Source organism: Nguyenibacter vanlangensis, assembly GCF_038719015.1.
Classification (GTDB): domain Bacteria; phylum Pseudomonadota; class Alphaproteobacteria; order Acetobacterales; family Acetobacteraceae; genus Gluconacetobacter; species Gluconacetobacter vanlangensis.
The window spans coordinates 2,786,976-2,811,246 of sequence record NZ_CP152276.1; the positions used below are offsets into that span (position 1 = coordinate 2,786,976).

Below are 24,271 nucleotides of genomic sequence, written 5' to 3' on the forward strand. Positions count from 1 at the left end.
TCTGGCGGTTCGCCGATGTTCCTGTGCGTTCCCCACTGTTCCAATAGGGCTAGCCCCAGCGGAACGTCCGGGGTGGAACAGAATTCTGTTCCAATAAAATACCATTTGATGTTTTGGAACAGTCCCGGCATAATCTCTAAGAGATTTTGGAACAGATTGCCGAAGGAACAGCCCATGCGGATCGGATATGCGCGGACCAGCACGACAGACCAGATGGCAGGGATGGCCGCCCAGGTGCGGGACCTTGAGGCGCAGGGTTGCGACAGGGTGTTCACGGAACAGGTGTCGGGCACCGTCACTGTCAGGCCGGAACTGGAAATGGCTATCGACTATCTCCGCCGGGGCGACGCTCTGGTGGTGTGCAAGCCGGACCGGCTGGCGCGATCGACGGCCGACCTTCTGGCATTCGTGGAGCGCATCAAGGCCAAGGGGGGCGAACTGGTCATCCTATCGATGGGCGGTCAGACGCTCGACACCAGCAGCCCGACCAGCAAGCTGATGCTGTCCATGCTTGCGGCGGTGGCCGAGTTCGAGCGCGACCTGATGCTGGAACGCCAGCGGGAAGGAATCGCCAAGGCCAAGGCGGAGGGGCGCTATCTAGGCCGGAAACCCACCGCGCGAAGCCAAGCTGATGAGGTCCGCAAACTGGCGGATGAAGGGATCAGCCCCACCGAGATCGCCAAGCGGCTGGGGATCGGCCGGACGTCGGTTTACCGGTGCCTCGGGAGGGTCGCGACATAAACAATCGTCCGTAGATGTCCCCGAGCGTGCCTGTCTAACCCATGTTCTTTCATGGGTTTATTCAGGGGTTAAAATCGACCACACTTCATTAAGTGATTGATTTTACATGCTATTTGTAAGGAAGGTGGCGCACCCGAAAGGACTCGAACCTCTAACCCCCAGATTCGTAGTCTGGTGCTCTATCCAATTGAGCTACGGGTGCAGCGTGGGCCGGTGTTTAGCCGAGAGGGTCGGAAACGACAACCCCCCTTTGTCCATTTTTTTACATTCCTGTTTCAGGCCCAGGTGCGCGGGGGCCGCCACCGGGGAAAGGCGACTGAAGAAGGGCGGCATCCGCCCTTGCCCGGCTTCTGCGCCGGGTGTCGGATCCGGACAGTTCGATTGATAATCAGGGGATAATTTTGCTCTGCGTCGCGGGCATGTGGCCCAGGAGCGCACGCAGGGCGGCACCGGTATCCTGGCTGTCGCCGTCCTGAGGCGCTGTGCGGTGATAGATCGCGCTGCTGCGTGCCACGGGCGTGCCCTCGACCGTGGCCAGTCCCTGGGCGAAGACCAGGCTGCGCGTAATGCGCAGCGTTTCGGCCCGCAATTCGACCCATGCGCCATGCATGGCCGGGGCCATGAAATCCAGCGTCAGGGAGACTGTCGGCAGGAACGCCGCCCGCAGATCCTCGCGGAACAGGGCGGCAAGCAGGAGATAGACGTCGCAGACGCTGGCCAGCTTGCCACCGTGGCACATCCCGGCCCGGTTGCAGCAAAGCGTCGTGACGCGGAACCCGCCCACCAGCTCGCCCGCCTCGAGCCCGATCATGAAGCCGCCGCTGGCGGCGTCGAAGCCGCCCGGGAACGCGTCAGGCATGAAAATGAAGCCGGCGGGGGCCGGCAAAATGTCCCGGGCCGGATCGAAATGAAAGGTCACGGCCGGACGGCCCGTTTCGGCAGCCCGGCGGGCCGGCTGGCATTTGCAGCGCAGGTTCCTGGCACGCAAGCCTCCCGACGCGATTGTTTTCACGTGACGTGCACCGTCCCGTTACGCGCAGGTCGGCCTGCCGGATGCCGCAAGACTGCGTGACCATGTGCCGGATGCCTCAGGCGCAGGAGCGTCCCGGCATCAGGCGGGACATCGTGCCGATTACCAGCATGGTTGCCACGCCGATCGGCACCAGCCAGGGAAAGGCGATGGCATGGCCGCCGGGATGCATGAGAATCAGCACCGCCATGATGACCAGCGTGCCGAGAAACGCCGCGAGCGCGTCACGTGGCCGCGCACCGGGGACCAGCATCCCGAACAAGAATGCCCCCAGAAGCGCCCCGTAGGAATAACCGGCAATGGAAAGACCGAAAATCACCACCGACTGGCTGGTGGATGAGAAGCAGGAGGCCGCGACGACCAGCAGCAACGCCCATGCCGCAGTGATGGCCCGCGACAATGCAACCACGCTCCGTCCCTGCGTCATGCTGGACGGCAGCAGGTCGGAGAGCGTCGAACCCGTCATGGCGTTCAGGGCCGAGGACAGCGATCCCATCGTGGCGCCGACGATGCCTGCGACCAGCAGGCCAGCCAGCATGGGCGGCACGTCATGGGCGATGAAGGCCGGGAACAGGCCGTCGGGCGATGCCAGGCCGAGTGCGGCCGGGGTCGCGCCCGCCCGGCGGATCCAGAGCAGAACCCCGATAGCGGACAGCACGCCGAACAGCAGGGTGACGACGACGGCGCTGCCGACCATGGCCAGGCGCGCCGCGCGCAGCGAACGGGCGGCAAGCACCCGCTGGACCATCAACTGATCCGCGCCGTGCGAGGCCATGGAGAGGATCGCTCCTCCTACAAGGGCCGTCAGCGGGGCGTAGGGGGCGGACAGGATCGCACTGCCATGGGTGAACAGTGCAAATCGTCCGGCCTGCCAGGCCGCGTGCAACGGAGCGGCATCCAAGGCCCCTCCTGCGCTGCGCGGCAGCAGGATCGCGACGCAGAATGCGGCGCCCAGGGCATAGACACCGAACTGGATGCTGTCTGACCAGACCACGGCCCGCAGGCCGCCGATGGATGTATAAAGGGCGGTCAGGAGAGTCAGCCCAAGCAGCACCGGCATCTGCCCCGCCGGCAGGTGGGCTGCCGCCAGCAGCGCGCAGATCGGCAGGGTGGAGGCGAAGAGCCGTACGCCTTCGGCCAGCAGCCGGGTCAGCAGGAAGGCGCCGGCCGCGAGACGCTGCATGGTCCGGCCGAAACGCTGACCCAGATATTGATACGCGCTGGTCATGCCCTGGCGCATGTAGAGCGGCAGCAGGATCCAGGCCACGACAGCGCGACCGATGATGTATCCGGCGCCGAGCCCGACAAAAACCATGCCATGGCCGTAGGCAACGCCCGGCACGCTGATCACGGTCAGGGTCGATGTCTCGGTCGCCACGATCGACAGGCAGATTGCCCAGGTCGGCATATCGTGACGGCCGACCAGGTAATCTGCGGCGGCGTGACGGCCGCGCGACAGGAACAGTGACACCGCGACCAGAATGGCCAAATATACGGCAATGACGGCAGGTTCGGTCGGGCTCATGGCGGGCAGATACGGGCTCCTGCCCGAGGCGGATAGGGAACGCCGGACAGTTTCAGAGTTTTTCCCGGAGATAACAACCAGTGAAGGAGATATTCATGTTCCAGGCCCGTTTTGGGGTATTGCCGCTGTTCCGGACCGTCTTTCTGACCGCCGCGCTGCTTGGTGTCTCGGCCGGGCTGTCGGCATGCAACACCATTCGTGGCGCCGGCCAGGATGTCAGTTCGGTCGGCCATGATGTCTCACGCGGGGCGCGGGTCACGCAGAATGCCATCACCCGGGCGACGTCCGCGTCGCCGAACTGAGGCGGGTGGGGATGCAGAATGCAAGAGCGACGCGTCCGCTCTTGCATTTTCGCCGGTTCTTTCCCAATAATAAATTCGTTCCGGTCGTGATGGCCGGTTGAATTGACGTTCTCGGGGCGGGGTGAAAGTCCCCACCGGCGGTATTTGCGCCTGGTCCTTGGACCGGTTCGCATCAGCCCGCGAGCGCCCGTCAGGCCGTTGGCCGGACGGGGACAGCAGATCCGGTGAGATTCCGGGGCCGACGGTTACAGTCCGGATGATAGAGAACGCTGCCTGTGCGGCCGTGCCATGTCCTGGCGCGGCGACATGGGCGTGTGCGCCCCGGGTCCGTCCGGATGGATGGGACCGTTTGTCGTGGTTATGCGTTCGACAGGCTCGGGGACGATGGAGGCGGCTGACGATCCGGTCGGGTCGTCGCGCGTATTCCCCTCCCCTCCCGGATTGGCGCATATCGACCTGGCGTTCCGCGCGGCGCTGGACGAGGCCGTGCGCCATATGGGCGCGACGGCGCCCAACCCCCCCGTCGGCTGCGCCATCCTGGATGCCGACGGGACGATCCTGACCGTTGCCGCCCATCATCGCGCGGGTGCCGCGCACGCCGAGGCCCTAGCCCTGCGCCAATGTGCCGACCAGGGGCTGATGGACCGCGCGGCGATCGCGGTCGTGACGCTGGAACCCTGCAACCATACCGGCCGTACCGGCCCCTGTTCCGAAGCCATCCTGGCATCGCCGATCCGCACCGTCTGGATCGGCGCGGCGGATCCCAATCCCCGGGTCGCGGGCGGTGGGGGCGAGAGGCTGCGCGCGGCCGGGTGTGCCGTGCACGGGCTGGCCGAGCGGGATGATCCGGCGGGCCTGGCGCTGGCGGCGGACTGCCGCGCGCTGATTGCGCCCTTCGTCCATTGGTCGCGCACCGGCCGTGCGTGGCTGACGGTCAAGCAGGCGCTGGATGCCCAAGGGTCGATGATCCCGCCGGCGGGGCGGACGACGTTTACCTCGGACGCGGCGCTGACGCTGGCGCATCGGCTGCGGCGGGCGACCGATGCGGTGGTGACGGGCAGCGGCACGGTGCTGGCGGACCGGCCGGGGCTGGATGTGCGCCGGGTGGCGGACCATGCAGGGCGGGCGGCGCGGGTGCTGGCGGTGTGCGACCGGCGCGGGCGGGTGCCTGAGGATTGGCGCGCGGCGGCGGCGGGGCGGGGGTTCGAGATCGTGACCTGCGACGACATCGCGCGGCTGCCGGAGATGCTGGGGGCGGCGGGGGTGTTGTGGGCGCTGGTCGAGGCGGGGCCGACGCTGCTGGCGGCGGTGCGGGCCGAGGGGGTCTGGGATGACTGGCTGACCATCCGGGCCGGGGCGGAAAGTGGGGAAAAGTTGTGTTTTGCGACGCGGCGCGGGGAGGAGACGCCGTTGCGGCTGCTGCTCGGGCCGGCGCGCGATCGTTTCGTGGAGGAAACATGTTTTCCGGCATCATAGAGTATCTGGGCACGGTCACGGCGGCGCGCCGGGGGGAGCGGGCGCTGCATGCCGCGATCGCCACGGGGATCGGCGACCTGTCGCTGGGCGAGAGCATCGCCGTCAACGGCGTCTGCCTGACGGTGACCGCGTTCGACGATGGGGGGAACGCGTCCTTCTTCATCAGTGCCGAGACGCTGGACCGGACCAGCCTGGGCCAGTTGCGCGCGGGCGGGCGGGTCAACCTGGAGCGGGCCGTCACCCCGGCCACCCGGCTGTCGGGCCATATCGTGCAGGGCCATGTGGACGGCACCGGCCGGCTGCTGTCGGTCGAGATGGCGGGAGAGGCGCGGCGCGTGGTGTTCGCCGTGCCGTGGGCGCTGCGCCGCTATCTGGTCGAGAAAGGGTCGATCACGCTGGACGGGATCAGCCTGACGGTGAACGAGATCGGGGCGGCCGGCGCGGACGAGGCGGGGCCGGACGGGTTTCCGGTCGCGCTGATGATCATTCCCCATACCTGGACCCATACCAACCTGGGCACGCTTGCCCCCGGCGACGCGGTGAATATCGAGGTCGACGTGATCGCGAAATATGTGGAGAGCCTATGTCAATACCGGTCATGACCCCCGCGCTGTCGGCCGCTGTAGCGGCGATCCGGGCAGGCGGCATGGTGATCCTGGTCGATGACGAGGATCGCGAGAACGAAGGCGACCTGGTGATGGCCGCCGACCTGGTCACCCCGGCGGCGATCAATTTCATGGTCACGCACGGGCGCGGGCTGGTCTGCCTGCCGCTGGAGGCCGAGCGCATCGCGCAGCTTGGCCTGAAGATGATGACGGAGGTGAATTCCAGCCCGCGCGAGACCGCCTTTACCGTGTCGATCGAGGCGCGCGACGGGGTGGAGACCGGGATTTCCGCCGCCGACCGCGCGCGGACCATCCAGGCGGCGGTGGCGCATGGCGCGACGCCGGCGGACCTGGTGTCGCCGGGCCATATCTTTCCGCTGCGCGCGGTGCCGGGGGGGGTGCTGGCCCGGCCCGGCCATACCGAGGCGTCGATCGAACTGGCGCGGCTGGCCGGGCGGGCGCCGGCCGCGGTGATCTGCGAGATCATGAACGAGGACGGGACGATGGCGCGGATGGCCGACCTGCGGCCCTATGCCGCGCGGCACGGGTTGCCGATCCTGTCGATCGCCGAGCTGGTGGACTGGGTCGCGCGCCAGGGGGCGCAGCCCGCCGACCCCCTAGGGCGAATCGAGAAGGTCGCCGAGGCGGCGCTGCCCAGCAGCTATGGCGGCGAGGACCTGGTGATCCATGCCTTTCGCGCGCCGGACGGGACCGAGCATGTGGCGCTGGTGAAGGGCGACCCGGGCCGGGCGGGCGTGGTGCCGCTGGTGCGGCTGCATTCGGAATGCGTGACCGGCGACGCGCTGGGATCGCTGCGCTGCGATTGCGGGGCGCAACTGCAGGAGGCGCTGGCGCGGATCGGCGCGGCGGAGGCCGGGGTGCTGCTGTATCTGCGCGGGCATGAGGGGCGGGGGATCGGGCTCGCGAACAAGATCCGCGCCTATGCGCTGCAGGACCGGGGGCTGGATACGGTGGACGCCAACCATCGGCTGGGATTCGAGACCGATGCCCGGGACTGGACCGCGGCGGGGGCGATCCTGCGCGCGCTGGGCGTGCGCACGCTGGATTTGATGACCAACAACCCGGCCAAGGTGGTGGCGGTGGAACGCCATGGCTTTGCCGTGCGCAACCGGGTGGCGGTGGCCATTCCGCCCAACCCGTTCAACCGGGCCTATCTGGACGCCAAGCGGACCCGGATGGGGCACCAGCTTTGCGCCGCCGTGAGCGAGGCCGCCGAATAGGGCGCCCCCCGCATATTTTCCCCGTACATATCTTCCCCGCATGTCTCGACATGCGTGTCCTGAGACGAGAGAGGCCGAAGACCGGACCATGAGCACCAATCGACCGACCACGACCCCCGACCTGACCTTTGCGACGATGCCGCGCCTGGCGATCGTGGTCAGCCGTTTCAACGAGACGGTGACCCACGGGCTGCGCGACGGGGCGCTGGAATGGCTGCGCGAGCATGACATCACCGTGGCGGACGAGGACGTGCTGTATGCGCCCGGCGCCTATGAGCTGCCGCTGCTGGCGCAGACGCTGGCGCGCACCGGGCGCTATGAGGGCGTGATCTGCCTGGGCTGCGTCATCAAGGGCGATACGGCGCATTTCGAGTTCATCAGCCTGGGGGCGGCGGTGGGGCTGATGCAGGCCTCGCTGGCCACCGAGGTGCCGGTCGCGTTCGGGGTGCTGACTACCTATACCGACGCGCAGGCGGTGGAGCGCTCGCGCACGGACGAGCACAACAAGGGGCGCGAGGCGGCGGCGGCCTGTGTCGAGAGCCTGGCGCTGATCCGGCGGATCAGGGGCTGAGCGCAGCACGCGGTGTCTTTTTCCGGGGCTTCGCCCCGGACCCCACCAAAGGCGGTGCCTTTGGAAACCATTTGTTTGTCAATGGATTGGGAGCGTGGGGGACGGGAGGGAAAGATGCGCCTTGCATCCCGGGCGCATCCGGGGTCAAACGATGCCCCACCGTGCGGCGGCGTGAGGGCCGCGCCGGCCGTGCCGTCCATTTGCCAGTCGCCAGTGTTCCGGGGCTGAAGTTCAGGGGCTGAATTACCCGTCATGCTGTCCTTGCCGATCGGCCGCCTGGTGGCGGCCTGTTCCCGCCGTGCCATTCTGGTCCTGCTGCTGTTCGCGGTGCTGGTGGGTGGGGCGCTGGCCGTCAGCATGCGGCGCCTGGACGTGACGACCGACACCAGCACCATGTTCTCGGCCAAGCTGCCGTGGAAGACGCGGTCGGACACGCTGGCGCGGCTGTTTCCGCAGCAGCAGGACCAGTTGGTGGCGGTGATCGATGCCGACCTGCCCGAAGAGGCGCAGGAGACGGCGCGCGCGCTGGCCGCGCAGTTGCGGCAGGACGGCGCGCATTTCCTGTCGGTCAACGTGCCGCAGCAGAATCCGTACCTGGTCGATCATGGGCTGCTGTTCCTGGACCCGAAGAACCTGCAGGCGGTGCTGGATTCGACCGTGACGGCACAGCCTTTCCTGGGGGGGCTGGCGGCCGATCCGTCGGGGCGCGGGCTGTTCGACGCGCTGTCGCTGATCGCGCTGGGGGTGGCGCAGGGCCAGGCGGACCTGAAGGGTTTTCGGCCGGCGCTGGAGGCGTTCGCCGCCATGCTGGAGCAGGCGGCCGACGGCCAGGCCCAGCCGCTGTCCTGGGAGCGGATGCTGTCGGGCAGCCTGGCCGACCTGGGCGGGCAATATGTGTTCGTCGTGACCCAGCCGCGGCTGGATTACGGGTCGTTCCAGCCGGGCGGCGCGGCCACCGAGGCCATGCAGCGGGCGATCGCCGGGCTGGAATTCGTGCGGTCGGGCCATGCGCGGGTGCATCTGACCGGCGACGTGCAGATCAATGACGAGGAATTCGCCACCGTGGCCCAGGGGATGGTCGCGGGGCTGGTCGGGTCGCTGCTGCTGGTGACGCTGTGGCTGTTCCTGGCGGTGCGGACCTGGCGGATCATCGTGCCAATCGTGATTACGCTGGTGTCGGGCCTGATGCTGACGACGGGGTTCGCGGCGCTGGCGGTGGGCACGCTGAACCTGATTTCGGTGGCCTTCGCGATCCTGTTCGTGGGGATCGCGGTGGATTTCGCGATCCAGTTTTCGGTGCGGTTCCGCGCGCAGCGCCTGCCGGACGGGTCGGTGCCGCCGGTCCAGTCGGCGCTGGAGCAGACGGGGGTGGAGACCGGGCACCAGATCCTGGTGGCCGCCATGGCGACGATGGCGGGGTTCCTGGCCTTTACGCCCACGGCCTTCGTCGGGGTGGCGCAACTGGGGCTGATTGCCGGGTTCGGCATGGTGATCGCCTTCCTCTGCACCGTGACCCTGCTGCCGGCGCTGCTGCGGCTGTTCCGGCCGGCGCCGACGCATCGGGCGACGGGCTTTGCCTTCGCGCGGCCGATGGACCGGGCGCTACGCGTGCGGCGGGTGCCGGTGCTGAGCGTCTTCGTCTTCCTGGCGGTGCTGGGGGCGGCGCTGAGTCCGATGCTGTCGTTCGATGCCGACCCGCTGCATACCAAGAACCCGCATTCGGAGGGGATGCTGACGCTGAAGCTGCTGATGCGCGACCCGCAATCCTCGCCCTATGACGCGCAGGTGCTGGTGGGGGACCTGGCGCAGGCCCAGGCGCTGGCGGCGCGGCTGTCGCGGCTGCCGCTGGTGGACGACGCGATGTGGCTGGGGTCCCTGGTGCCGGAGGACCAGACGGCCAAGCTGGCGATGATCCAGGATGCGGCGTCGATCCTGCTGCCGACGCTGGTGGTGCCGAACCCCGCCCCGGCGCCGGATGCCGCAGCACTGCGCCGGTCGGCGGCCAAGACGGCGCACGCCCTGGGCGGGGTGCTGGACAAGCTGCCGGCGGGCGATCCGCTGCGGCGGATCCAGGCGGCGCTGGCGCGGCTGGCGCAGGCGCCGGACGGGCAGATCATGGCCGCCGACCGCGCGCTGGTGCGGTTTCTGCCTGGGCAGTTGGACCTGCTGCGCCGGATGCTGTCGGCGCAGAAGGTGGGGATCGGCGATATTCCGCCGTCGATCCGGCAGGATTACCTGCTGCCGGACGGGCGGGCGCTGGTGTCGGTCCATCCGCGCGCGGGGATGGACAGCGACGCGGCGCTGCGCCGCTATGTCGCGCAGATCCGCAGCGTGGCGCCGGATGCGGGCGGCAATGCCATCGACATCGTCGAGAGTGCGACGACCATGGTCCATGCCTTCGTGTTCGCCGCCCTGTCGGCGATCGTGATGATCGCGGCGATCCTGCTGGTGGCGTTGCGCCGGCTGCTGGACATGGCGCTGGTGCTGGCGCCGCTGCTGCTGTCGGCGCTGATGACGGTCGTGGTGGTCGTGCTGCTGCCGGAGCAGTTGAATTTCGCGAACATCATCGCGCTGCCGCTGCTGCTGGGGGTGGGGGTGTCGTTCAACATCTATTTCGTGATGAACTGGCGCGCGGGGGTGCGGTCGCCGCTGTCGAGCCCCACGGCGCGGGCGGTGCTGTTTTCGGCGCTGACCACCGGGACGGCGTTCGGGTCGCTGGCGGCGTCGCACCATCCGGGGACGGCGAGCATGGGGCGGCTGCTGCTGCTGTCGCTGGCCTGCACGCTGCTGGCGACGCTGGTGTTCGTGCCGGCGCTGCTGCCGAAGCGGGTGATCGATGAACGGTAGGAGGTGGGGCGAAGGCGCCGCGTGCCGTGCGGCCTGCGTTGTGATTCTTCCTTATTCTCGTTTCGGCACCGATGTCATGGATGGCCGGACAGTTCATGCGGCATGTTCACTTCACCCACGGGGCCGCCTGGTGGCGCGTCACGCGGCTTGAACCCGACGGTCAAATTCGCCGGATCATAGAGGATGGAGAAGGCGAAATAGGGACATAGTCCGGCGAATACACGATTGATCGGCAAATCCCATCGGACGAATTTCAGTGCCGAAGCATGGGCGCGCCGGCCGATCGTCAGGGTCTCGCGCGCCTGGACGGTATGATCGGCCTGGCCAAAGGTCAGGGCCGCGCGCGTGCCGGCCGGCCATATTTCTTCGTCGCGGCCGGAAAAGACCGCCGTCACGCCCGGCGCGCCGGTATCAGCCAACACACCGCCGCAAATCGAGCTGTGCGTATCGAGATTTTCGAGACATCCCGGCACGATGTCGGAGGCCGGCCTCCGCGCGTTGCCAAACTGTGGAAGCATCGGGATTTTCACAAATCCCGCTATTTCGTCATCAGTCGGATTCAGGATCAGCCACCCCGTCCTGGGGATGCCATCAAGGGGCAGGTCGATGATCCAGCGCCTGACCCCTATCGCCAGAAGCGGGTTGGGAACGGCGCCCTGCGATGTGCGAAGTCCGAGGATCGCCCTGAAGCCTTCGTGGGGCAGGCCGTCTCCTTCAATCTCATAGTCATCCGCATCAACGCGTGACGCAGGACATTTGGGATTGTCCTCGTGGCATCTGACATGCGTAATCATCTGAACCGGGACGGCACCGGCAATCGCGTTCCCGGTGTCGCCGAAACCGACACGTCCGTGGCCAATGACACCGTCGAACACGGTTCCCGAACCGAAACCATAGGTTTCCGTCCTTTCGGACATAAGCACACCTTGCGGATCGACAGTGCGCGGTAAAATTCTCAGGCCGGTCGAACCTGTGTCGAGCGCAGCATCGAACCTGGCGCCACCGAAGGAGAGTGTGATGCTATATCGGCGCGCGCCATCGCTCAAGACCGTTTCTTGGATCGGCACGACGATGCGGGGCGATTCAGCCGCACGCAATGGTCCTGGCGCCGCCATTCGAAGCAGGAACAGGCCCACAAATATTGGAGTTTTGCGCATCGCTTAGTTTCAAACCAATGTCTTAAAAACCAGAGCCGGTACAACGGCTTCACAGCCACTGCAGCATGGCCGATCAGCTAAAAACCAGGCCAGGAAAATTGAAACTATATCGTCAAACTTCACAGGTTTGTGTTCAAAATCGAGACCGTTGTAATGACCCAGCCGGACAGAGAACTTTGTAGCCTGACGAACGCAGCAGGGTTTCGAAGGAATCACGGACATCGGCGTCGTCATCGACCACGCGGATCAGGGGATCAAAATCATTCATAAAATCGTCGCTCGTCTTCGCCATGCCTCTCGATGCTGAACCGGGCGCGCAGCAACGCCTTCACCTTGTCGAGTAATTGTCGAGGATCGACTGGTTCTATTTTAACGGCCTGCTGATTCCCGCACAGATCGTTGTCGGGTTGATCCCGGTATCCGATGCTAAGGACGATCGCGGCCGGGCGCGATTGGTATTTCCACCGCCTTTGGGCGGAACATATGAGCGTGTCTCTGACCGCGCCTCGGAGTAAAGGAATAGCCTGGGGGTCACCCAGACTGCTCACGAGACTTCACCTATTTCTTCGGAATCGGTGGAGTAAGTTCATGGCTGAAAGCGATTATCCGCGGTCGATGTCCGTCGCCGGCAAGAGCAGGCGACGGGAGAGCGTACCGTCCTTCGCTGGTTCAAGCGCAATAAGGACGCCCTCGACACAGCAAGTGCCCGATGCCGGGTTGTCTTGTCCACAAAATTCCTCTAAATGTGGACAGACGCAGGAGGCAGCAGATGAGCAAATCTATGACCCTGAACGTGCGTGTCAGCGGAACTCTCGGCGATTTCGTCGCAGCGAATATTGGTCACGACGGTGCATACGAGAACGTCAGCGAGTATGTCCGGGACTTGATCCGCCGTGACATGGAGCGTGCCGACCGCGAGGCGTTCGACCGGCTCAAGGCAGAGCTGACACAAGCCTTTGCCGCTCCGGAGAGCAGCTACCGGTCACTTGATGCCGACACCGTGATCCGACGGAATGCCCGGCGCGGGGAATGACCGATTTCCGAGTCCAGGACCAGGCCGGGCATCGACTTGATGAGATTTACACCTACACGCGCGAGCGCTGGGGGGATGCGCAGGCTGAGGCCTATATTCGCGGTCTGTTCGATCGCTTCAGAGCGATAGCTGGCCGCCAATTCCCGTGGCGGCCCATTCCGGCGGCGTTTGGCGTGCATGGTTACGTGTGCCGCCATGAGCATCACTTCATCTATTGGCGGGAATTGAGTGATGGCGCGGTTGGTATTGTTACCGTCTTGCACGAGCGTATGCACCAGATGAACCGATTCCGCGAGGATTTCTCGGGTTGACCAAGCGTGGCGCCGCATGCATTGCCCTATCAATGCTTCGGCGCGCCGTGGAGCCAATAGAGCAACAGCAGCATCAAGATCCCTGCGACGATGAACAGGGCGGTGCTGTGCCGGTAATCGGCGGAGCTTCTGGTGTGAGCCGGGGCCGGACCGCCAGCACATAGGCATGCGATTGGCCGCCCGTCGCCGCGGTGTCCGGCACCAGTGAACGCTCCGGCGCGCGCATTCCTCAGATGGCCCGCGCCACGAGCCGGCCGGTCGTCTGCTTGTCAGTCATGGTTCGCACGGCGTTAGCCCACCTGTTTGCCGGTCGTATCGTTGCCTCGGGTGATCGCGCCATCCCGTCATAACCAACATGCCATTCTGACGCCTTTTCACGATATCGCGGGTCGTCTTTCGGCACCCCCGTCTTGTGGTCGAATTCCGCCTGTTGTTTACCTCTAGAGTCGTATCCGTTCACACTGGTTCACGGATACGGCTCTAGATCATTGTTTTGGCGAGCATCTTTATCCGATCAGATGATTCCATCTGATCGGATGATGCTCTAGCTCGAAGCCAAGCGGCATATGCCGCTGCGTCTTCAACCGGCGCCGGGCCGGTCGTTTGGATCCCAGCCATGTCCAGCTCCCTCTTTGGACCGTCTATGCAGGAACGAGCCAATTCTCGACCTGCAGGCCGCAAACACGTTCAAATTCACCGGTGTTGGCGGTTACGAGCACCGCGCCGATAGCACGAGCATGAGCGGCGATTAGGAGATCGTTTGGGCCGATCGGCTTTCCGGTCGCCTCGAGATCCGCCCGAATGGCGGCGTATTCGGCATCGGTAGGGAGATCAAGGGCGAGCACGTTGGTGCTTGCCAGGATCGCCTCGATCTGCGCCGTCAGTTTTGGCGAGCCCTTCTTCGCGCAGCCATAGCGGAGTTCGGCCGCGGTGATGATGCTGACGCAAATCGCGTCGTCGCCAACAGAGACGATATGGTGAGCTGCCCTGCCTTGGGGATTACGCGCCAGATCAGAGACGATATTGGTGTCCAGCATGAAGAGCGCCGTCACAGGTCAATTTCCCGCGCCGGAAGCAGTGTGCTGTCGATATCGGGAAAAGCGTCTTCGGCTGATAGCGGCTCCAGCTCGGCGAGGACGGCCGACAAGCGCTTTCCAGGTACCGGTTCGATGATCAGCCGTGAACCCTCCCGGTGAATCAGGACCCGCTCACCGGGAAACTCGAAGTCGGCCGGAATGCGAACCGCCTGGCTCTTGTTGTTCCGAAAGAGTTTGGCCTCACGTGGGGGAGAGGCATCGATCTGGCGACGGTAAGGCATGTGATGCTCCATGTATATCCATTGCATATACATAGAGCAACGGCGGCTTTCAAGCGGCGTCTTCACGGCTGCTTTGCGGGGTAAACGGAAAGTTCGGTTTCAGGTAGATTGGCCGCAAAACCAGACACCGACCGCGGGGCCTACAGAATAGTTTCTTCAAAAAAACAATTTTGAATCGCTTATCCGGCGGAGGCTATTTCTTGTTTTAAAGTCTCCCATTCACGTTTCAGAATCTTTTGGCATATATCAAGAAAATGTGGATTTACACTGTATTTTTCAGAGGCAATTCGAGTTCCGAGTTCGTAAAACTTTCGTTCAGTATTTTGAGAAATTCCTGGAGTTACACCATAAGACTGAAATTCTCTTATCGCATCTCGAAGTGAATTAATCCAGGGGACGCTCGCCGCCACAGGTGCAACAAGAAAAACGATCACCGAACGAATCATGGCCTTCCTGCGTGTCGTCTGATTCTCAGTCATTGTTGTTGCTGCTGCGCTCTTACAGTTTCACCCTTCGCAGGCGCAGCGCGTTGCCGATCACCGATACCGAACTGAGGCTCATCGCGGCCGCCGCGACGACCGGGCTTAGCAGCAACCCGAACGCCGGATAGAGAACCCCCGCAGCCAGCGGTATGCCCAGCACGTTATAGACGAAGGCCAGAATCAGGTTTTGGCGAATGTTGCGCATCGTCGCCCGGCTGAGGGCGCGCGCACGCGCAATGCCTGCCAGGTCACCCTTGACCAAGGTGATACCCGCACTCTGCATGGCGACATCCGTGCCTGTACCCATGGCCACACCGATATCGGCCTCGGCAAGCGCCGGGGCGTCATTGACGCCGTCGCCGGCCATGGCGACAGCATGTCCTTCGCTTCGCAGGCGCCGGACGATCGCATGCTTCTGCTGGGGCAATATCTCGGCCTCAATGTCGGTGATGCCAAGCTTCGCCGCGACCGCGCGTGCGGTCGTACGGTTGTCGCCGGTCAGCATGACGATGCGGATACCGTCCGCACGCAGGCTGGCGAGTGCCGCGGGCGTTGTCGCCTTGATGGGATCGGCAACGGCGATAAGGCCCGCCGCCTGACCTTCCACCGCGACGAACATCGTTGTCGCGCCATCCCGCCGCAGGCTGTCGGCGTGTGCGTCCAGGGGCGCGCTGGTGATGCCAAGTTTCCGCAGGAGCGCCGCATTGCCGACAGCCACCTGATGCGCGCCAATCCGTCCGGTCACGCCCTTTCCGGTCAAGGCGGCGAACGCGGCGACCTCGGTCATGGGGATACCCCGTTCCCTGGCCGAAGCAACGATCGCGCCCGCCAGCGGATGTTCGCTGGCGCGTTCCAGGCTGGCGCACAGGGAAAGTATCGTGGCTTCATCAAAATTCGGCAACGGATTTACCGCGACGATCCGCGGCTTGCCCTCGGTCAGCGTGCCGGTCTTGTCGACGACCAGGGTATCGATCTTCTCGAAACGTTCCAGGGCTTCGGCGTTCTTGATCAGGACGCCCGCCGTGGCCCCCTTGCCCACGCCCACCATGATCGACATCGGTGTCGCAAGACCCAGCGCACAGGGACAAGCAATGATGAGGACGGACACGGATGCAACCAACGCATAGGCAAATGCCGGCTTCGGCCCCAGGATCATCCAGGCGGCGAAGGCCACGGCCGCGATCAGGATCACGGCGGGAACGAACCAGGACGAGACACTATCGGCAAGACGCTGGATCGGCGCCCGGCTGCGCTGGGCTTCCGACACCATGTGGACGATTCGTGCCAGCATCGTGTCAGCACCGACCTTTTCCGCCCGCATCACCAAGGTGCCGGAGCCGTTGATCGTCCCGCCGATCAGCCGGGCGTCCTTTTCCTTGCCGACCGGCAGCGATTCACCTGTCACCATCGACTCGTCAACGGCGCTGCGGCCCTCCAGAACCACGCCGTCCACCGGCAGACTTTCGCCCGGCCTGACGCGGAGCCGGTCACCGATCTGCACGGTATCCAGGGCAATTTCCTCATCTGTGCCATCCTGGCGGATGCGCCGCGCCATCTTCGGCGCGAGGTTCAGAAGCGCACGAATGGCGCCGCCAGTCTGCTCACGCGCCCGCAATTCCAGAATCTGTCCCAGCAGGACAAGAACAACGATGACCGCGGCGGCCTCGTAATAGACCGGGATGATGCCATCCTGCCGCAGGTCCTTCGGAAACAGGCGTGGCATAAAGGTGGCAGCAAGGCTGTAAAGATAAGCCGAACCGACCCCGAGCGCGATCAGACTGAACATGTTGAGCGACCGATTGCGGACCGACGCCCAGCCGCGTACGAAGAACGGCCAGCCGGCCCATAGCACGACGGGCGAACCGATGGCGAACTGCAGCCATACCGAAGCCCGGGGCGACAAGACGGAATGCAGGTGCAGCCACGGAACATGCCCCGCCATCTCGAGGATCACGGTCGGTGCGGTCAGTGCCGTGCCGATCCAGAAGCGGCGGGTCATGTCGCGCAGTTCGGCGCCGGGTCCCACCTCTTTGCCGACATCGGCCGGTTCCAGCGTCATGCCGCAGATCGGGCAGTTGCCCGGTGCCGTCCGCCTGATCTGGGGATGCATGGGGCACGTGTAGACGATTTCGCCCGGCATGGGCGGCTCGCCAGCATGTAAATATCGGGCCGGCGCCATTATCGGACTTGCGGCCGCAACGCCGCCATGGGCGCGTTGAGGGTCATGCTGGCAATTTTCCGGCATGCTCAGGATTGAACTCCGGCGGAGCGGTTATGACCGAAACGCGGGATCCATCGCGGGGTCGTCGCGGCATCCCGACATTGTCTGCCGCGTATCGTGAGCCCGGCCTGCTCGGGAGCATTACCGCCGGACAGTGCGGCCGTCCGTTTCCTGCGCGCCCCGAGTTGGCCGGATGCGCATGGTTCGGGTGGCGCGGATGCGCGGAGCACCGGGCCGCGACGCGGCAGGACGCGCGGAAACGGCGAACGGAGCGTCACACGACATGGCGGCCTCCCCGTGGAATCGATTTATAACTATAACAGCATATTTCGGTTTCTGACGCAGCTATGCACGCATGTGTGTACGATGCCACGCTTCCGCATTGCGTCGCCGAAAATGTTTCCGATAAGCGATCGGGGCGCAGGCGCGAGCGGGTCCTGACGCTGTTGGGTCCTGACGTTGTTCAAGGCCATGTCGCGAAACCCCGCGCGAGCCTGCACGTTGGCCCGACGCAGGCCGTGAGGAGAGTGTGCCATCGCTCCGCAGCGCGTTGCCGGCTGGCCGGCGCCGCCGGCAGGTCCCCACGCCCTGCCCGCGCATGCGTTGCTTGCGGGGCTTGGCGTATCCGCAGACGAGGGGCTGGATGAAGACGATGCGCGCGGGCGGCGCGCGGTCTTCGGCCCGAACAGGATCGCCGCGCGTCGCGCCGTCAGCGCGCCGCGCCTGCTGCTGCATCAGTTCGGCGGTCCGGTGGCCTGTCTTCTGGGCGCGGCGGCGGCGCTGGCGTTCTATTTCGGTGATCGGGAGGCGGGCGGCGCCGTCGTCGCGGTGCTGGCGATCAATGCGCTGATCGGTTTCGTGACGGAACTGAAGGCCGTGCGCTCGATCGAGGCACTGCGGGCGCTTGGCGGGCGCACCGCGCATGTGCGCCGCGCAGGGCGCGTGCGCGCCGTTCACGCCGAGGATCTGGTGCCGGGCGACATCGTGCTGCTGGATGCGGGCGACGCGGTATCGGCCGACCTGCGGCTGATCGAGGCGTCGGGACTGGCGGCGGATGAGTCGACCCTGACCGGCGAGTCCGTCGCGACGGATAAAAACACGCAGCCGGTCGGGCCCGACGCGCGCCTGGGCGAACGGGTCTCGATGCTGTTCAAGGGCAGTTCCGTGACGCGCGGCAGCGGTGTCGGCGTCGTGGTGGGCACGGGGCTTGCGACCGAACTGGGTCGGATGACGCAGCTCGTGCTCGAAGCCGATGCTGGCCGTTCGCCGCTGGAGCGCGAGCTTGCCCGGCTGTCGGTGCAACTGATCTGGGCGACGCTGGCCGTGGCGGCGGCGATCGCGGCCGTCGGCCTGATCGGCGGCCGGGATCCGATTCTGATGCTGCAATCCGCGATAGCGCTGGCCGTGGCGGCAATTCCCGAGGGGCTGCCCATCGTGGTGACATTGGCGCTGGCGCGGGGCATGTGGCGCATGGCGCGGCAGAACGCATTGATCGAGCGCCTTTCGGCGGTCGAGACGCTGGGGGCCACGACCGTGATCCTGACCGACAAGACCGGCACCCTGACCGAGAACCGGATGACGGTACGACGCCTGTGCATGCCGTCGGGCGAGATTGAAATGGCCGCGGATGCGGACCCCGCGCCGTTTCGGCCCGCCCGCGACGGGCAGGCGGAATCGTTGCTGCGCATCGCCGTGCTCTGTAACGACGCGCAGCTCGACCGGGCCGGGGACGGCGGCAGCGGCGACCCGATGGAAGTCGCGCTGCTGCGCGCCGGTTTGCGCGCGGGCATCGGGCGGGCGTCGGTGCTGGCCGGACATCGGCTGGTGCGCGAGCATGCCTTCGACACCATGGCCAGGATGATGGCGACGGTGCATGAGGGGCGCGAGGGCTTTCTGGTCGCCGTGAAGGGCGCGCCCGAAACGGTGCTTGGGGCCTGCGCGCGCGTGATCGCCGGCCAAGGGGATGTCGCGCTTGATGAAGCCGTGCGTGCCGAATGGCGCGACCGTGCCGGTCATCTGGGCGAGCGGGGCCTGCGCGTGATCGCCTGTGCGATGAAGACCGTGCCGCGGGCCGATGCCGCGCCTTATGACGGGCTCGTTCTCGTCGGCCTGATCGGCCTGGAAGACCCGGTGCGTGCCGACGTGCCGGACGCGATCGGGGATTGCCGCCGTGCCGGCATCCGCGTCGTCATGGTGACGGGCGACCACGCCGTGACGGCGCGCAGCATCGGCCGTGCCGCCGGGCTGAGCGATGATGCCGGCGAAGCGGTCGATGGCGGGGGGATCGCCGGGCTGGCCCTGGCGGATCCGGCGCGGTTGCGCGCGGCCCGCATCTTCCGGGTCAGCCCGAGCGAGAAGCTGGCGCTTGTCAGGGCCTACCAGGCGGCCGGCGACGTCGTCGCCATGACCGGTGACGGCGTCAACGACGCGCCGGCGCTGCGGCAGGCGGATATCGGCGTGGCGATGGGCCGGCGCGGCACCGACGTCGCGCGCGAGGCGGCCGCCATGATCCTGCTTGACGACGCCTTTCCGACCATCGTCAAGGCGATCCGCCAGGGCCGCATCATCTTCGGCAACATCCGCCGCTTCGTCGCCTATCTTCTGTCGTGCAATCTGAGCGAGGTGATCGTGGTGGGAATCGCGGTGGCCTCGGCGTTGCCGCTGCCCGTGCTGCCCTTGCAGCTCCTGTATCTGAACCTTGTCACCGACGTATTTCCCGCCTTCGCGCTGGCGATGGGCGAGGGCGAGGCCGGTATCCTCACGCGGCCACCCCACGATCCGAAGGAGCCGATCCTGGGGCCGGCGCAATGGGTCGCGATCACGCTGCAGGGTGGGGTGCTCGCCGCCGGAACCTTCGCGGCGCTTGCATCGGCGCGCTGGTTTGCATTCGACGCGCGGCAGTCGGTGACGGTCACCTTCCTTACCCTTGCCTTCGGCCAGCTTTGGCACGGCTTCAACATGCGTGATCCGCGCGCCGGCGTCCTGGTCAATGACGTGACGCGGAACGGGTGGCTATGGGGCGCGCTGGTGCTGTGCGGCGTGCTTCTCGCGCTGCCGCCCTATCTGCGGCCGATCTCGCATCCGCTGCATCTGGTGCCGCCGACCGCGACGATGTGGGCCGTCGTTCTGGGGTGCAGCGCGGTGCCGCTGGCCGTGATACAGGCGATCATGACCGTCGGCCGTTTGCGAGGCGCGGCGAGGGTGCCGTGCCGGACCCGCAAGGGGCGGCGGAGGATGGGATGACGACCATTCGCCCGCCGATTCCGGCGCGTAGCCCTGTTCGCGCAGCGAACGCGCCCTGAAGGCCGGGCTTTCGATATAACGCTTCTGGCCATCGTCGGTTATGATCAACGCGGGCTTACCGGCGGGGGAGCGCAATATATCGAAGGCGCGCGCGGCGTTTCGCAGGTTTGTGATGGTATGGCGGGCATAGGGTTCGAGAACGATTCGATCCCGGGAGACATGACAGAAGGCGATCAGGCGCCGACGCATTTCGTATGCCTCGATGCAGCGGATATACGCCGGGTGGACGCTGCTGCCCGAAACGATCAGGAATGGTGCCTGTCCCGTTTCGAAGATTCACACCGCGTGCGCGAGGTGCAGTTTCGCCAGTGGCGAGTGCGGTTCATCCGGCTGCTCCGGCCCCTCGCCCGGCGCACGGCCCCGCCATTTTCCGTTTTCCATAGCGGGGCGAAGCGCAGAGCATCGAGACGGTCCCCCCGCGCAACTATTTTGTCCGCTTGCTGATGAAGTTCGACATAGGCGAACTTGCTTCCTTCCATGCTCGCGAAAAGATTGCACCATCAAATCCCGGCATTGAATACTTAGAGTGTGGCCGCCCCTTCTTTTCCTTGTGCCCTGAACGGATACCCGGGGATCACGCCCCGGATGACAAGCATAGGACATGGAAAAGATGACGCAGGCCGACGCTGATTCCAAGATACAAATACCCGGTCAGGCGATCACGATCGGGATCGACATCTCCAAGGTTCATCTCGATGTGGCGCTTTATCCGGGCGGGGAGACATGGCGCTTCCTCAACGCCCGCAGTGGGCACACCGCCCTGTTGCGCTGGCTCGGCAAGCAGGTCGTGGCACGGATCGTGTTCGAGGCGACCGGCCCCTATCATCGGGATCTGGAGCGGCGCCTTGAGCAGGCCGGCCTGCCCTTCGCCAAGGTCAATCCGCGACAGGCTCGTCGCTTCGCCGAGGCTACGGGGAAACTCGCCAAGATCGCCATCACCGCTATCATGCGCAGGCTCGTCGTCATCGCAAACGCCCTGCTCCGCGATGATCGAACTTGGAACCCAAAAGTCGCTTGATCACAACGGATACTCTAGCTGTCAGGGTCAGTGCGCCATTCGCAGGCTGCGCGCATACGCCGTGGGCGATAATCCGGTCGAGCGGCTAAACGCAGTACTGAAGGCACTGACCGATTGAAAGCCCGCCTGTTGGGCGATCTGCGCGATCGACATGTCACGGGAGGCAAGCATCGAGCGGGCCTGATGGATGCGCCATTGCGCGGCATACCTGATCGGGCTCATGCCGAGCGTCCTGGCAAAACGATCGGCAAATGCCGATCGGGACATGCCAGCATAGCGGGCGAGGCGTTCCACCGTCCAGGGCGGCGACGCCTCGCCGTGGATGACCTGCAGCGCGCGGGCAAGCTTCTGATCGTCGAGCGCCATCAGCAGGCGCTGGGCATGATCCGGCAAAGCATCGGGACGGGTGCGCAGCGTCTCGACGAGAATGATTTCGATCAGCCGATCAAGGATGAGGCTGCGACCCGGCCGGTCGGCGGTCGATTCCTCACCAACCAGACGCAAAAGCGTGCCAAGGCGTTCGGCCGCCACGTCATTGTGCAAGACCGGCAGCAAGGGCGGGATCAGATCGGCGACCAGCGCCGTATTGGGCGCCTCCAGAACGAACGCTCCGGCCACGAAGCGCGTCACGACCGGCGATGGATCGTTGGTCTGCAACAGGCGTGCAGGTTCGGCGATGGCCGTCATGAAATCAATCGGGCGCGGGTGCGGGCCGGTCTCGATCACCCATGGCTCCGTCGTCCCCAGAAAGGCGAGGTCGCCGGGCGACAGGGACGCAGTGTGGGCGTTGCCGATCGCAATCGTCGGATTGCCTGCGATAACCTGCCCGAATGAAATCACTGGGTTCGCGGGGAGCGAAATTGCCCATGCGCCATGCGCCTCAATCACGCGCCACGCCAGAACGCGAGGCTTGAGCAACGCGATGGTCCGCGAGAGGGGGTCGATCTCGGGAGGCACACCCATTCTGGACGCTCGATAATCGCTTCAGGAGTTTCGATTATCTACGGGCTTGCGGGGCGGTGGTAAAGATAGACCTGCGACCGGGTTCGGCCTGGTGCTGCGGAGGGGTGATGATATGCGGATTTTTATAACCGGAGCCAATGGATTTATCGGCCGCGCCGTTGTACGTGAACTGCAGGACGCAGGACATGCCGTCATTGGTCTTGCGCGATCTGCCGAGACTGCGAAATCGCTGGTCGCCGCCGGGGTAGACGTTCATCGCGGGGCGTTGACCAACACGGACAGCCTTGCTGCCGCGGCATCGAAAGCCGACGGCGTTATTCATCTGGCCTTTATCCATGGACCCGGGCAGCTCGACTGGCGGCAGCGCGTGCGTGTTTTCGGCGGCGGTTTGCCGAATGGTATCGTCGCGCGGTTCATGGCCGAGATGACCCAGGTGGACCGTGGAGCGATTGACGCGATGGCAGGCGCCTTGAGAGGTTCCGGGCGCCCGTTCATCGCTGCGTTCGGCACAATGGGGCTGGCACCGGGCGGCGGCATGACGGAGGCGGATCCGCCCGATCCGCGCTCTCCCGGAGCCGCACGGGCGGCCACCGAGACTACGGTTCGCGGGTGGGCGGACCGTGGCGTCAAGGCGATGATCATGAGACTGCCGCCGTCGGTGCATGGCAATGGGGACAAGGGCCTGGTTCCGCAGATCATCAAGGCCGCGCGCAAGGCGGGTTCAGCCGATTATGTCGGCGACGGGCGCAATCGCTGGTGCGCCGTGCATCGCGACGACGCAGCGCATCTGTTCCGGCTCGCCCTGGAATGCGGCGATGCGGGCGCTTGCTATCATAGCGTGGCGGAAGAAGGGATCGCCTTTGCCGATATCGCGGGGGTGATCGCGCGCAGGCTGGGCATCCCGACGGAAAGCCTGACGAAACGCGCGGCGCAAAAGCGCTTCGGGTGGCTCGCGCCGTTCTGCGGCGCCGACAATCCGGCAACAAGCAAGACGACGCGGCAAGCGTTGGGATGGGTGCCGAACCGGCCGGGTCTGCTTTCCGATATGGAAACCGGCACGTATTTCGAAGCGGCCTCCGGAACATGACGATAACACGATGGGACAGAGAACATGGAACGGCAGGCGACATTTCTCCTGCTCGGCGCCACGGGCGGCACCGGCCAGCACTTCATCGCGGAAGCCTTGGGTGAAGGGCACCACGTGAGGGCGCTGGTGTGCACGCCCGCAAAACTGCGGCAGCAATCGTCCGGTCTGGAAGTGCGGCACGGTTCTATTACCGACCCACTCGATACCGATGATCTGGTCAAGGGCGTCGACACCGTCGTCGCGATGCCGGGCGATGTGCGGTTGCGGAAAGACGCGCTCATCAACACGGATTTTATCCGCAAGCTGTTAAACAGCCGATACCGGGCGGCTTTTCAGACAAGCTATACTTGGAAAGATGATTTTCTCGAGGCCCTGGGCGATCCCAATGGGCGCGTGGCCAAAGTCGGGGCGCTTGGCATGCGCCTGACGCTGACGCCCGCCCAAGGCCACTGGGAAGCGTCTGTCTATATAGATAATCTGCTCGATTCCCGTGCCGATACCTGCTCGTTTACGACATTCGATGGATCGCGCGTGCTTTCGGCGAAGGCGATGTCCTCGGGCACCTTCTGGTCCAGATGATGGCAGACCATGAGCATGTCCAGATGCTCGTCCAGCGTGTTGACCGTAAACGGACGCGTCGGGTTGGTCGAGGACGGCAGCACGTTCGGCAGGCCGGCCACGCGGATGATATCGGGCGCATGCCCTCCGCCCGCGCCCTCGGTGTGGAAGGCATGGATCGTGCGTCCCTTGAAGGCGGCGATCGTGTCCTCGACGAACCCGCTTTCGTTCAGCGTGTCGGTATGGATCATCACCTGCACGTCCATGCGATCGGCCACCCCCAGGCAGCAATCGATCGCCGCCGGGGTCGATCCCCAGTCCTCGTGCAGTTTCAGGCAGCATGCTCCGGCCCGTACCATCTCCTCCAGCCCCTCGGGCCGCGCGGCACGCCGCGCTCCAGGCGCCGGCGGGCCACGATCGCCGCCATGGCGATCAGCAATTTGTCCTTTTCACGCGGCGTCAGTTTCATGCCCCGCCCGATC

At 65.4% G+C, this 24,271-nt stretch carries 22 protein-coding genes, 1 tRNA gene, 3 pseudogenes and 1 riboswitch; of the genes and pseudogenes, 13 read left to right on the plus strand and 13 right to left on the minus strand.

Annotation, left to right across the window (positions count from 1 at the left end):
- Window positions 1–174 precede the first annotated feature (174 nt).
- Window positions 175–741, plus strand: a complete 567-nt coding sequence (locus AAC691_RS13035; RefSeq protein ID WP_342627208.1) for a recombinase family protein — start codon at window positions 175–177, stop codon at window positions 739–741.
- A 125-nt stretch (window positions 742–866) separates the two neighbouring features.
- Here the strand turns inward: AAC691_RS13035 and AAC691_RS13040 are convergent.
- The 3 genes from AAC691_RS13040 to AAC691_RS13050 all read right to left on the minus strand — a co-directional run bounded on the left by AAC691_RS13040 (window position 867) and on the right by AAC691_RS13050 (window position 3,296).
- A tRNA-Arg gene (locus tag AAC691_RS13040) sits at window positions 867–943 on the minus strand.
- A gap of 186 nt (window positions 944–1,129) precedes the next feature.
- Window positions 1,130–1,600: a PaaI family thioesterase gene (locus tag AAC691_RS13045; protein ID WP_323989561.1), complete on the minus strand. Its 471-nt coding sequence runs from the start codon at window positions 1,598–1,600 to the stop codon at window positions 1,130–1,132.
- A 229-nt stretch (window positions 1,601–1,829) separates the two neighbouring features.
- Window positions 1,830–3,296 (minus strand): sodium:solute symporter, encoded by a 1,467-nt coding sequence (locus AAC691_RS13050; protein ID WP_342627209.1) that lies wholly within the window; start codon window positions 3,294–3,296, stop codon window positions 1,830–1,832.
- A gap of 95 nt (window positions 3,297–3,391) precedes the next feature.
- On the opposite strand from AAC691_RS13050, the gene AAC691_RS13055 reads away from it, so the two are divergent.
- The 6 genes from AAC691_RS13055 to AAC691_RS13080 all read left to right on the plus strand — a co-directional run bounded on the left by AAC691_RS13055 (window position 3,392) and on the right by AAC691_RS13080 (window position 10,338).
- On the plus strand, window positions 3,392–3,598 hold the full coding sequence (locus tag AAC691_RS13055) for an entericidin A/B family lipoprotein (protein WP_176638751.1): 207 nt from the start codon (window positions 3,392–3,394) through the stop codon (window positions 3,596–3,598).
- A 103-nt stretch (window positions 3,599–3,701) separates the two neighbouring features.
- Window positions 3,702–3,870: riboswitch (FMN riboswitch) on the plus strand.
- Window positions 3,871–3,982: 112 nt separating this feature from the next.
- On the plus strand, window positions 3,983–5,074 hold the full coding sequence (ribD, locus tag AAC691_RS13060) for a bifunctional diaminohydroxyphosphoribosylaminopyrimidine deaminase/5-amino-6-(5-phosphoribosylamino)uracil reductase RibD (protein ID WP_342627210.1): 1,092 nt from the start codon (window positions 3,983–3,985) through the stop codon (window positions 5,072–5,074).
- Window positions 5,056–5,676, plus strand: coding sequence for a riboflavin synthase (locus tag AAC691_RS13065; protein WP_342627211.1), 621 nt, complete (start codon window positions 5,056–5,058; stop codon window positions 5,674–5,676). Before ribD ends, AAC691_RS13065 begins: the two co-directional genes overlap by 19 nt.
- Window positions 5,673–6,920 carry a 3,4-dihydroxy-2-butanone-4-phosphate synthase gene (ribB, locus tag AAC691_RS13070; protein ID WP_323993457.1) on the plus strand — a complete coding sequence of 416 codons (1,248 nt, stop codon included), beginning with the start codon at window positions 5,673–5,675 and terminating at the stop codon, window positions 6,918–6,920. Before AAC691_RS13065 ends, ribB begins: the two co-directional genes overlap by 4 nt.
- Window positions 6,921–7,008: 88 nt before the next feature.
- The gene (ribH, locus tag AAC691_RS13075; RefSeq protein ID WP_176641283.1) at window positions 7,009–7,491 is read left to right on the plus strand and encodes a 6,7-dimethyl-8-ribityllumazine synthase; all 483 of its coding nucleotides are present in this window, start codon (window positions 7,009–7,011) and stop codon (window positions 7,489–7,491) included.
- 252 nt (window positions 7,492–7,743) lie between these two features.
- A complete protein-coding gene (locus AAC691_RS13080) occupies window positions 7,744–10,338 on the plus strand; it encodes an MMPL family transporter (protein WP_342627212.1) in 2,595 nt (864 codons plus the stop codon).
- A 74-nt stretch (window positions 10,339–10,412) separates the two neighbouring features.
- On the opposite strand, the gene AAC691_RS13085 is transcribed toward AAC691_RS13080, so the two are convergent.
- Together AAC691_RS13085 and AAC691_RS13090 are read right to left on the minus strand one after the other, a co-directional pair.
- A complete protein-coding gene (locus AAC691_RS13085; RefSeq protein ID WP_342627213.1) occupies window positions 10,413–11,495 on the minus strand; it encodes a hypothetical protein in 1,083 nt (360 codons plus the stop codon).
- A gap of 133 nt (window positions 11,496–11,628) precedes the next feature.
- Window positions 11,629–11,787, minus strand: a complete 159-nt coding sequence (locus tag AAC691_RS13090) for a hypothetical protein (protein WP_342627214.1) — start codon at window positions 11,785–11,787, stop codon at window positions 11,629–11,631.
- A 477-nt stretch (window positions 11,788–12,264) separates the two neighbouring features.
- On the opposite strand from AAC691_RS13090, the gene AAC691_RS13095 reads away from it, so the two are divergent.
- Entirely contained in the window at window positions 12,265–12,528 is a 264-nt protein-coding gene (locus AAC691_RS13095) for an addiction module antitoxin (protein WP_176639482.1), read from the plus strand.
- Window positions 12,525–12,839: a type II toxin-antitoxin system RelE/ParE family toxin gene (locus AAC691_RS13100; protein WP_342627215.1), complete on the plus strand. Its 315-nt coding sequence runs from the start codon at window positions 12,525–12,527 to the stop codon at window positions 12,837–12,839. The genes AAC691_RS13095 and AAC691_RS13100 overlap by 4 nt, the downstream gene beginning before the upstream one ends.
- A 641-nt stretch (window positions 12,840–13,480) precedes the next feature.
- On the opposite strand, the gene AAC691_RS13105 is transcribed toward AAC691_RS13100, so the two are convergent.
- The 4 genes from AAC691_RS13105 to AAC691_RS13120 all read right to left on the minus strand — a co-directional run bounded on the left by AAC691_RS13105 (window position 13,481) and on the right by AAC691_RS13120 (window position 16,779).
- Window positions 13,481–13,876 carry a type II toxin-antitoxin system VapC family toxin gene (locus AAC691_RS13105; RefSeq protein ID WP_218064247.1) on the minus strand — a complete coding sequence of 132 codons (396 nt, stop codon included), beginning with the start codon at window positions 13,874–13,876 and terminating at the stop codon, window positions 13,481–13,483.
- Window positions 13,877–13,887: 11 nt separating this feature from the next.
- Entirely contained in the window at window positions 13,888–14,157 is a 270-nt protein-coding gene (locus AAC691_RS13110; RefSeq protein WP_176639486.1) for an antitoxin, read from the minus strand.
- 179 nt (window positions 14,158–14,336) lie between these two features.
- The gene (locus AAC691_RS13115) at window positions 14,337–14,636 is read right to left on the minus strand and encodes a hypothetical protein (RefSeq protein ID WP_342627216.1); all 300 of its coding nucleotides are present in this window, start codon (window positions 14,634–14,636) and stop codon (window positions 14,337–14,339) included.
- A 19-nt stretch (window positions 14,637–14,655) separates the two neighbouring features.
- Window positions 14,656–16,779, minus strand: a complete 2,124-nt coding sequence (locus AAC691_RS13120) for a copper-translocating P-type ATPase (protein WP_342627217.1) — start codon at window positions 16,777–16,779, stop codon at window positions 14,656–14,658.
- Window positions 16,780–17,448: 669 nt separating this feature from the next.
- On the opposite strand from AAC691_RS13120, the gene AAC691_RS13125 reads away from it, so the two are divergent.
- Entirely contained in the window at window positions 17,449–20,103 is a 2,655-nt protein-coding gene (locus tag AAC691_RS13125) for a cation-transporting P-type ATPase (protein WP_342630215.1), read from the plus strand.
- A gap of 102 nt (window positions 20,104–20,205) precedes the next feature.
- Here the strand turns inward: AAC691_RS13125 and AAC691_RS22350 are convergent.
- Window positions 20,206–20,439, minus strand: a pseudogene (locus AAC691_RS22350) (ElyC/SanA/YdcF family protein); the annotation flags it as partial.
- Window positions 20,440–20,764: 325 nt separating this feature from the next.
- Here AAC691_RS22350 and AAC691_RS13130 point away from each other — a divergent pair.
- Window positions 20,765–21,181, plus strand: coding sequence for a transposase (locus tag AAC691_RS13130; RefSeq protein WP_342627218.1), 417 nt, complete (start codon window positions 20,765–20,767; stop codon window positions 21,179–21,181).
- Between the two features lie 27 nt (window positions 21,182–21,208).
- Here AAC691_RS13130 and AAC691_RS13135 read toward each other — a convergent pair whose 3' ends face one another.
- A complete protein-coding gene (locus tag AAC691_RS13135; protein WP_342627219.1) occupies window positions 21,209–22,144 on the minus strand; it encodes an AraC family transcriptional regulator in 936 nt (311 codons plus the stop codon).
- A gap of 112 nt (window positions 22,145–22,256) precedes the next feature.
- Here AAC691_RS13135 and AAC691_RS13140 point away from each other — a divergent pair, with 112 nt between their 5' ends.
- Both AAC691_RS13140 and AAC691_RS13145 read left to right on the plus strand, forming a co-directional pair.
- Complete coding sequence (locus AAC691_RS13140; protein ID WP_342627220.1) at window positions 22,257–23,231, plus strand: SDR family oxidoreductase; 975 nt, start codon at window positions 22,257–22,259, stop codon at window positions 23,229–23,231.
- Window positions 23,232–23,255: 24 nt separating this feature from the next.
- Entirely contained in the window at window positions 23,256–23,810 is a 555-nt protein-coding gene (locus tag AAC691_RS13145; RefSeq protein ID WP_342627221.1) for an NAD(P)H-binding protein, read from the plus strand.
- Here the strand turns inward: AAC691_RS13145 and AAC691_RS13150 are convergent.
- Together AAC691_RS13150 and AAC691_RS13155 are read right to left on the minus strand one after the other, a co-directional pair.
- Window positions 23,729–24,187: pseudogene (locus AAC691_RS13150) on the minus strand (amidohydrolase family protein); the annotation flags it as partial. The gene AAC691_RS13145 and the pseudogene AAC691_RS13150 overlap by 82 nt on opposite strands.
- Window positions 24,175–24,258 (minus strand): annotated as a pseudogene (locus AAC691_RS13155) (urease subunit gamma); the annotation flags it as partial. The pseudogenes AAC691_RS13150 and AAC691_RS13155, both read right to left, overlap by 13 nt.
- Between the last annotated feature and the right edge of the window lie 13 nt (window positions 24,259–24,271).

Coding starts and splice junctions, on each gene's coding strand:
- ribH (WP_176641283.1), top strand. CDS start 7,009: ATGAGCACCAATCGACCGACCACGACCCCCGACCTGACCTTTGCGACG.
- ribD (WP_342627210.1), top strand. CDS start 3,983: ATGGAGGCGGCTGACGATCCGGTCGGGTCGTCGCGCGTATTCCCCTCC.
- AAC691_RS13045 (WP_323989561.1), bottom strand. CDS start 1,600: ATGCCTGACGCGTTCCCGGGCGGCTTCGACGCCGCCAGCGGCGGCTTC.
- AAC691_RS13085 (WP_342627213.1), bottom strand. CDS start 11,495: ATGCGCAAAACTCCAATATTTGTGGGCCTGTTCCTGCTTCGAATGGCG.
- AAC691_RS13140 (WP_342627220.1), top strand. CDS start 22,257: ATGCGGATTTTTATAACCGGAGCCAATGGATTTATCGGCCGCGCCGTT.
- AAC691_RS13065 (WP_342627211.1), top strand. CDS start 5,056: ATGTTTTCCGGCATCATAGAGTATCTGGGCACGGTCACGGCGGCGCGC.
- AAC691_RS13080 (WP_342627212.1), top strand. CDS start 7,744: ATGCTGTCCTTGCCGATCGGCCGCCTGGTGGCGGCCTGTTCCCGCCGT.
- AAC691_RS13110 (WP_176639486.1), bottom strand. CDS start 14,157: ATGCCTTACCGTCGCCAGATCGATGCCTCTCCCCCACGTGAGGCCAAA.
- AAC691_RS13145 (WP_342627221.1), top strand. CDS start 23,256: ATGGAACGGCAGGCGACATTTCTCCTGCTCGGCGCCACGGGCGGCACC.
- AAC691_RS13100 (WP_342627215.1), top strand. CDS start 12,525: ATGACCGATTTCCGAGTCCAGGACCAGGCCGGGCATCGACTTGATGAG.
- AAC691_RS13050 (WP_342627209.1), bottom strand. CDS start 3,296: ATGAGCCCGACCGAACCTGCCGTCATTGCCGTATATTTGGCCATTCTG.
- AAC691_RS13090 (WP_342627214.1), bottom strand. CDS start 11,787: ATGGCGAAGACGAGCGACGATTTTATGAATGATTTTGATCCCCTGATC.
- AAC691_RS13035 (WP_342627208.1), top strand. CDS start 175: ATGCGGATCGGATATGCGCGGACCAGCACGACAGACCAGATGGCAGGG.
- AAC691_RS13115 (WP_342627216.1), bottom strand. CDS start 14,636: ATGACTGAGAATCAGACGACACGCAGGAAGGCCATGATTCGTTCGGTG.
- AAC691_RS13095 (WP_176639482.1), top strand. CDS start 12,265: ATGAGCAAATCTATGACCCTGAACGTGCGTGTCAGCGGAACTCTCGGC.
- ribB (WP_323993457.1), top strand. CDS start 5,673: ATGACCCCCGCGCTGTCGGCCGCTGTAGCGGCGATCCGGGCAGGCGGC.
- AAC691_RS13135 (WP_342627219.1), bottom strand. CDS start 22,144: ATGGGTGTGCCTCCCGAGATCGACCCCCTCTCGCGGACCATCGCGTTG.
- AAC691_RS13105 (WP_218064247.1), bottom strand. CDS start 13,876: ATGCTGGACACCAATATCGTCTCTGATCTGGCGCGTAATCCCCAAGGC.
- AAC691_RS13055 (WP_176638751.1), top strand. CDS start 3,392: ATGTTCCAGGCCCGTTTTGGGGTATTGCCGCTGTTCCGGACCGTCTTT.
- AAC691_RS13130 (WP_342627218.1), top strand. CDS start 20,765: ATGGAAAAGATGACGCAGGCCGACGCTGATTCCAAGATACAAATACCC.
- AAC691_RS13120 (WP_342627217.1), bottom strand. CDS start 16,779: ATGCCGGGCGAAATCGTCTACACGTGCCCCATGCATCCCCAGATCAGG.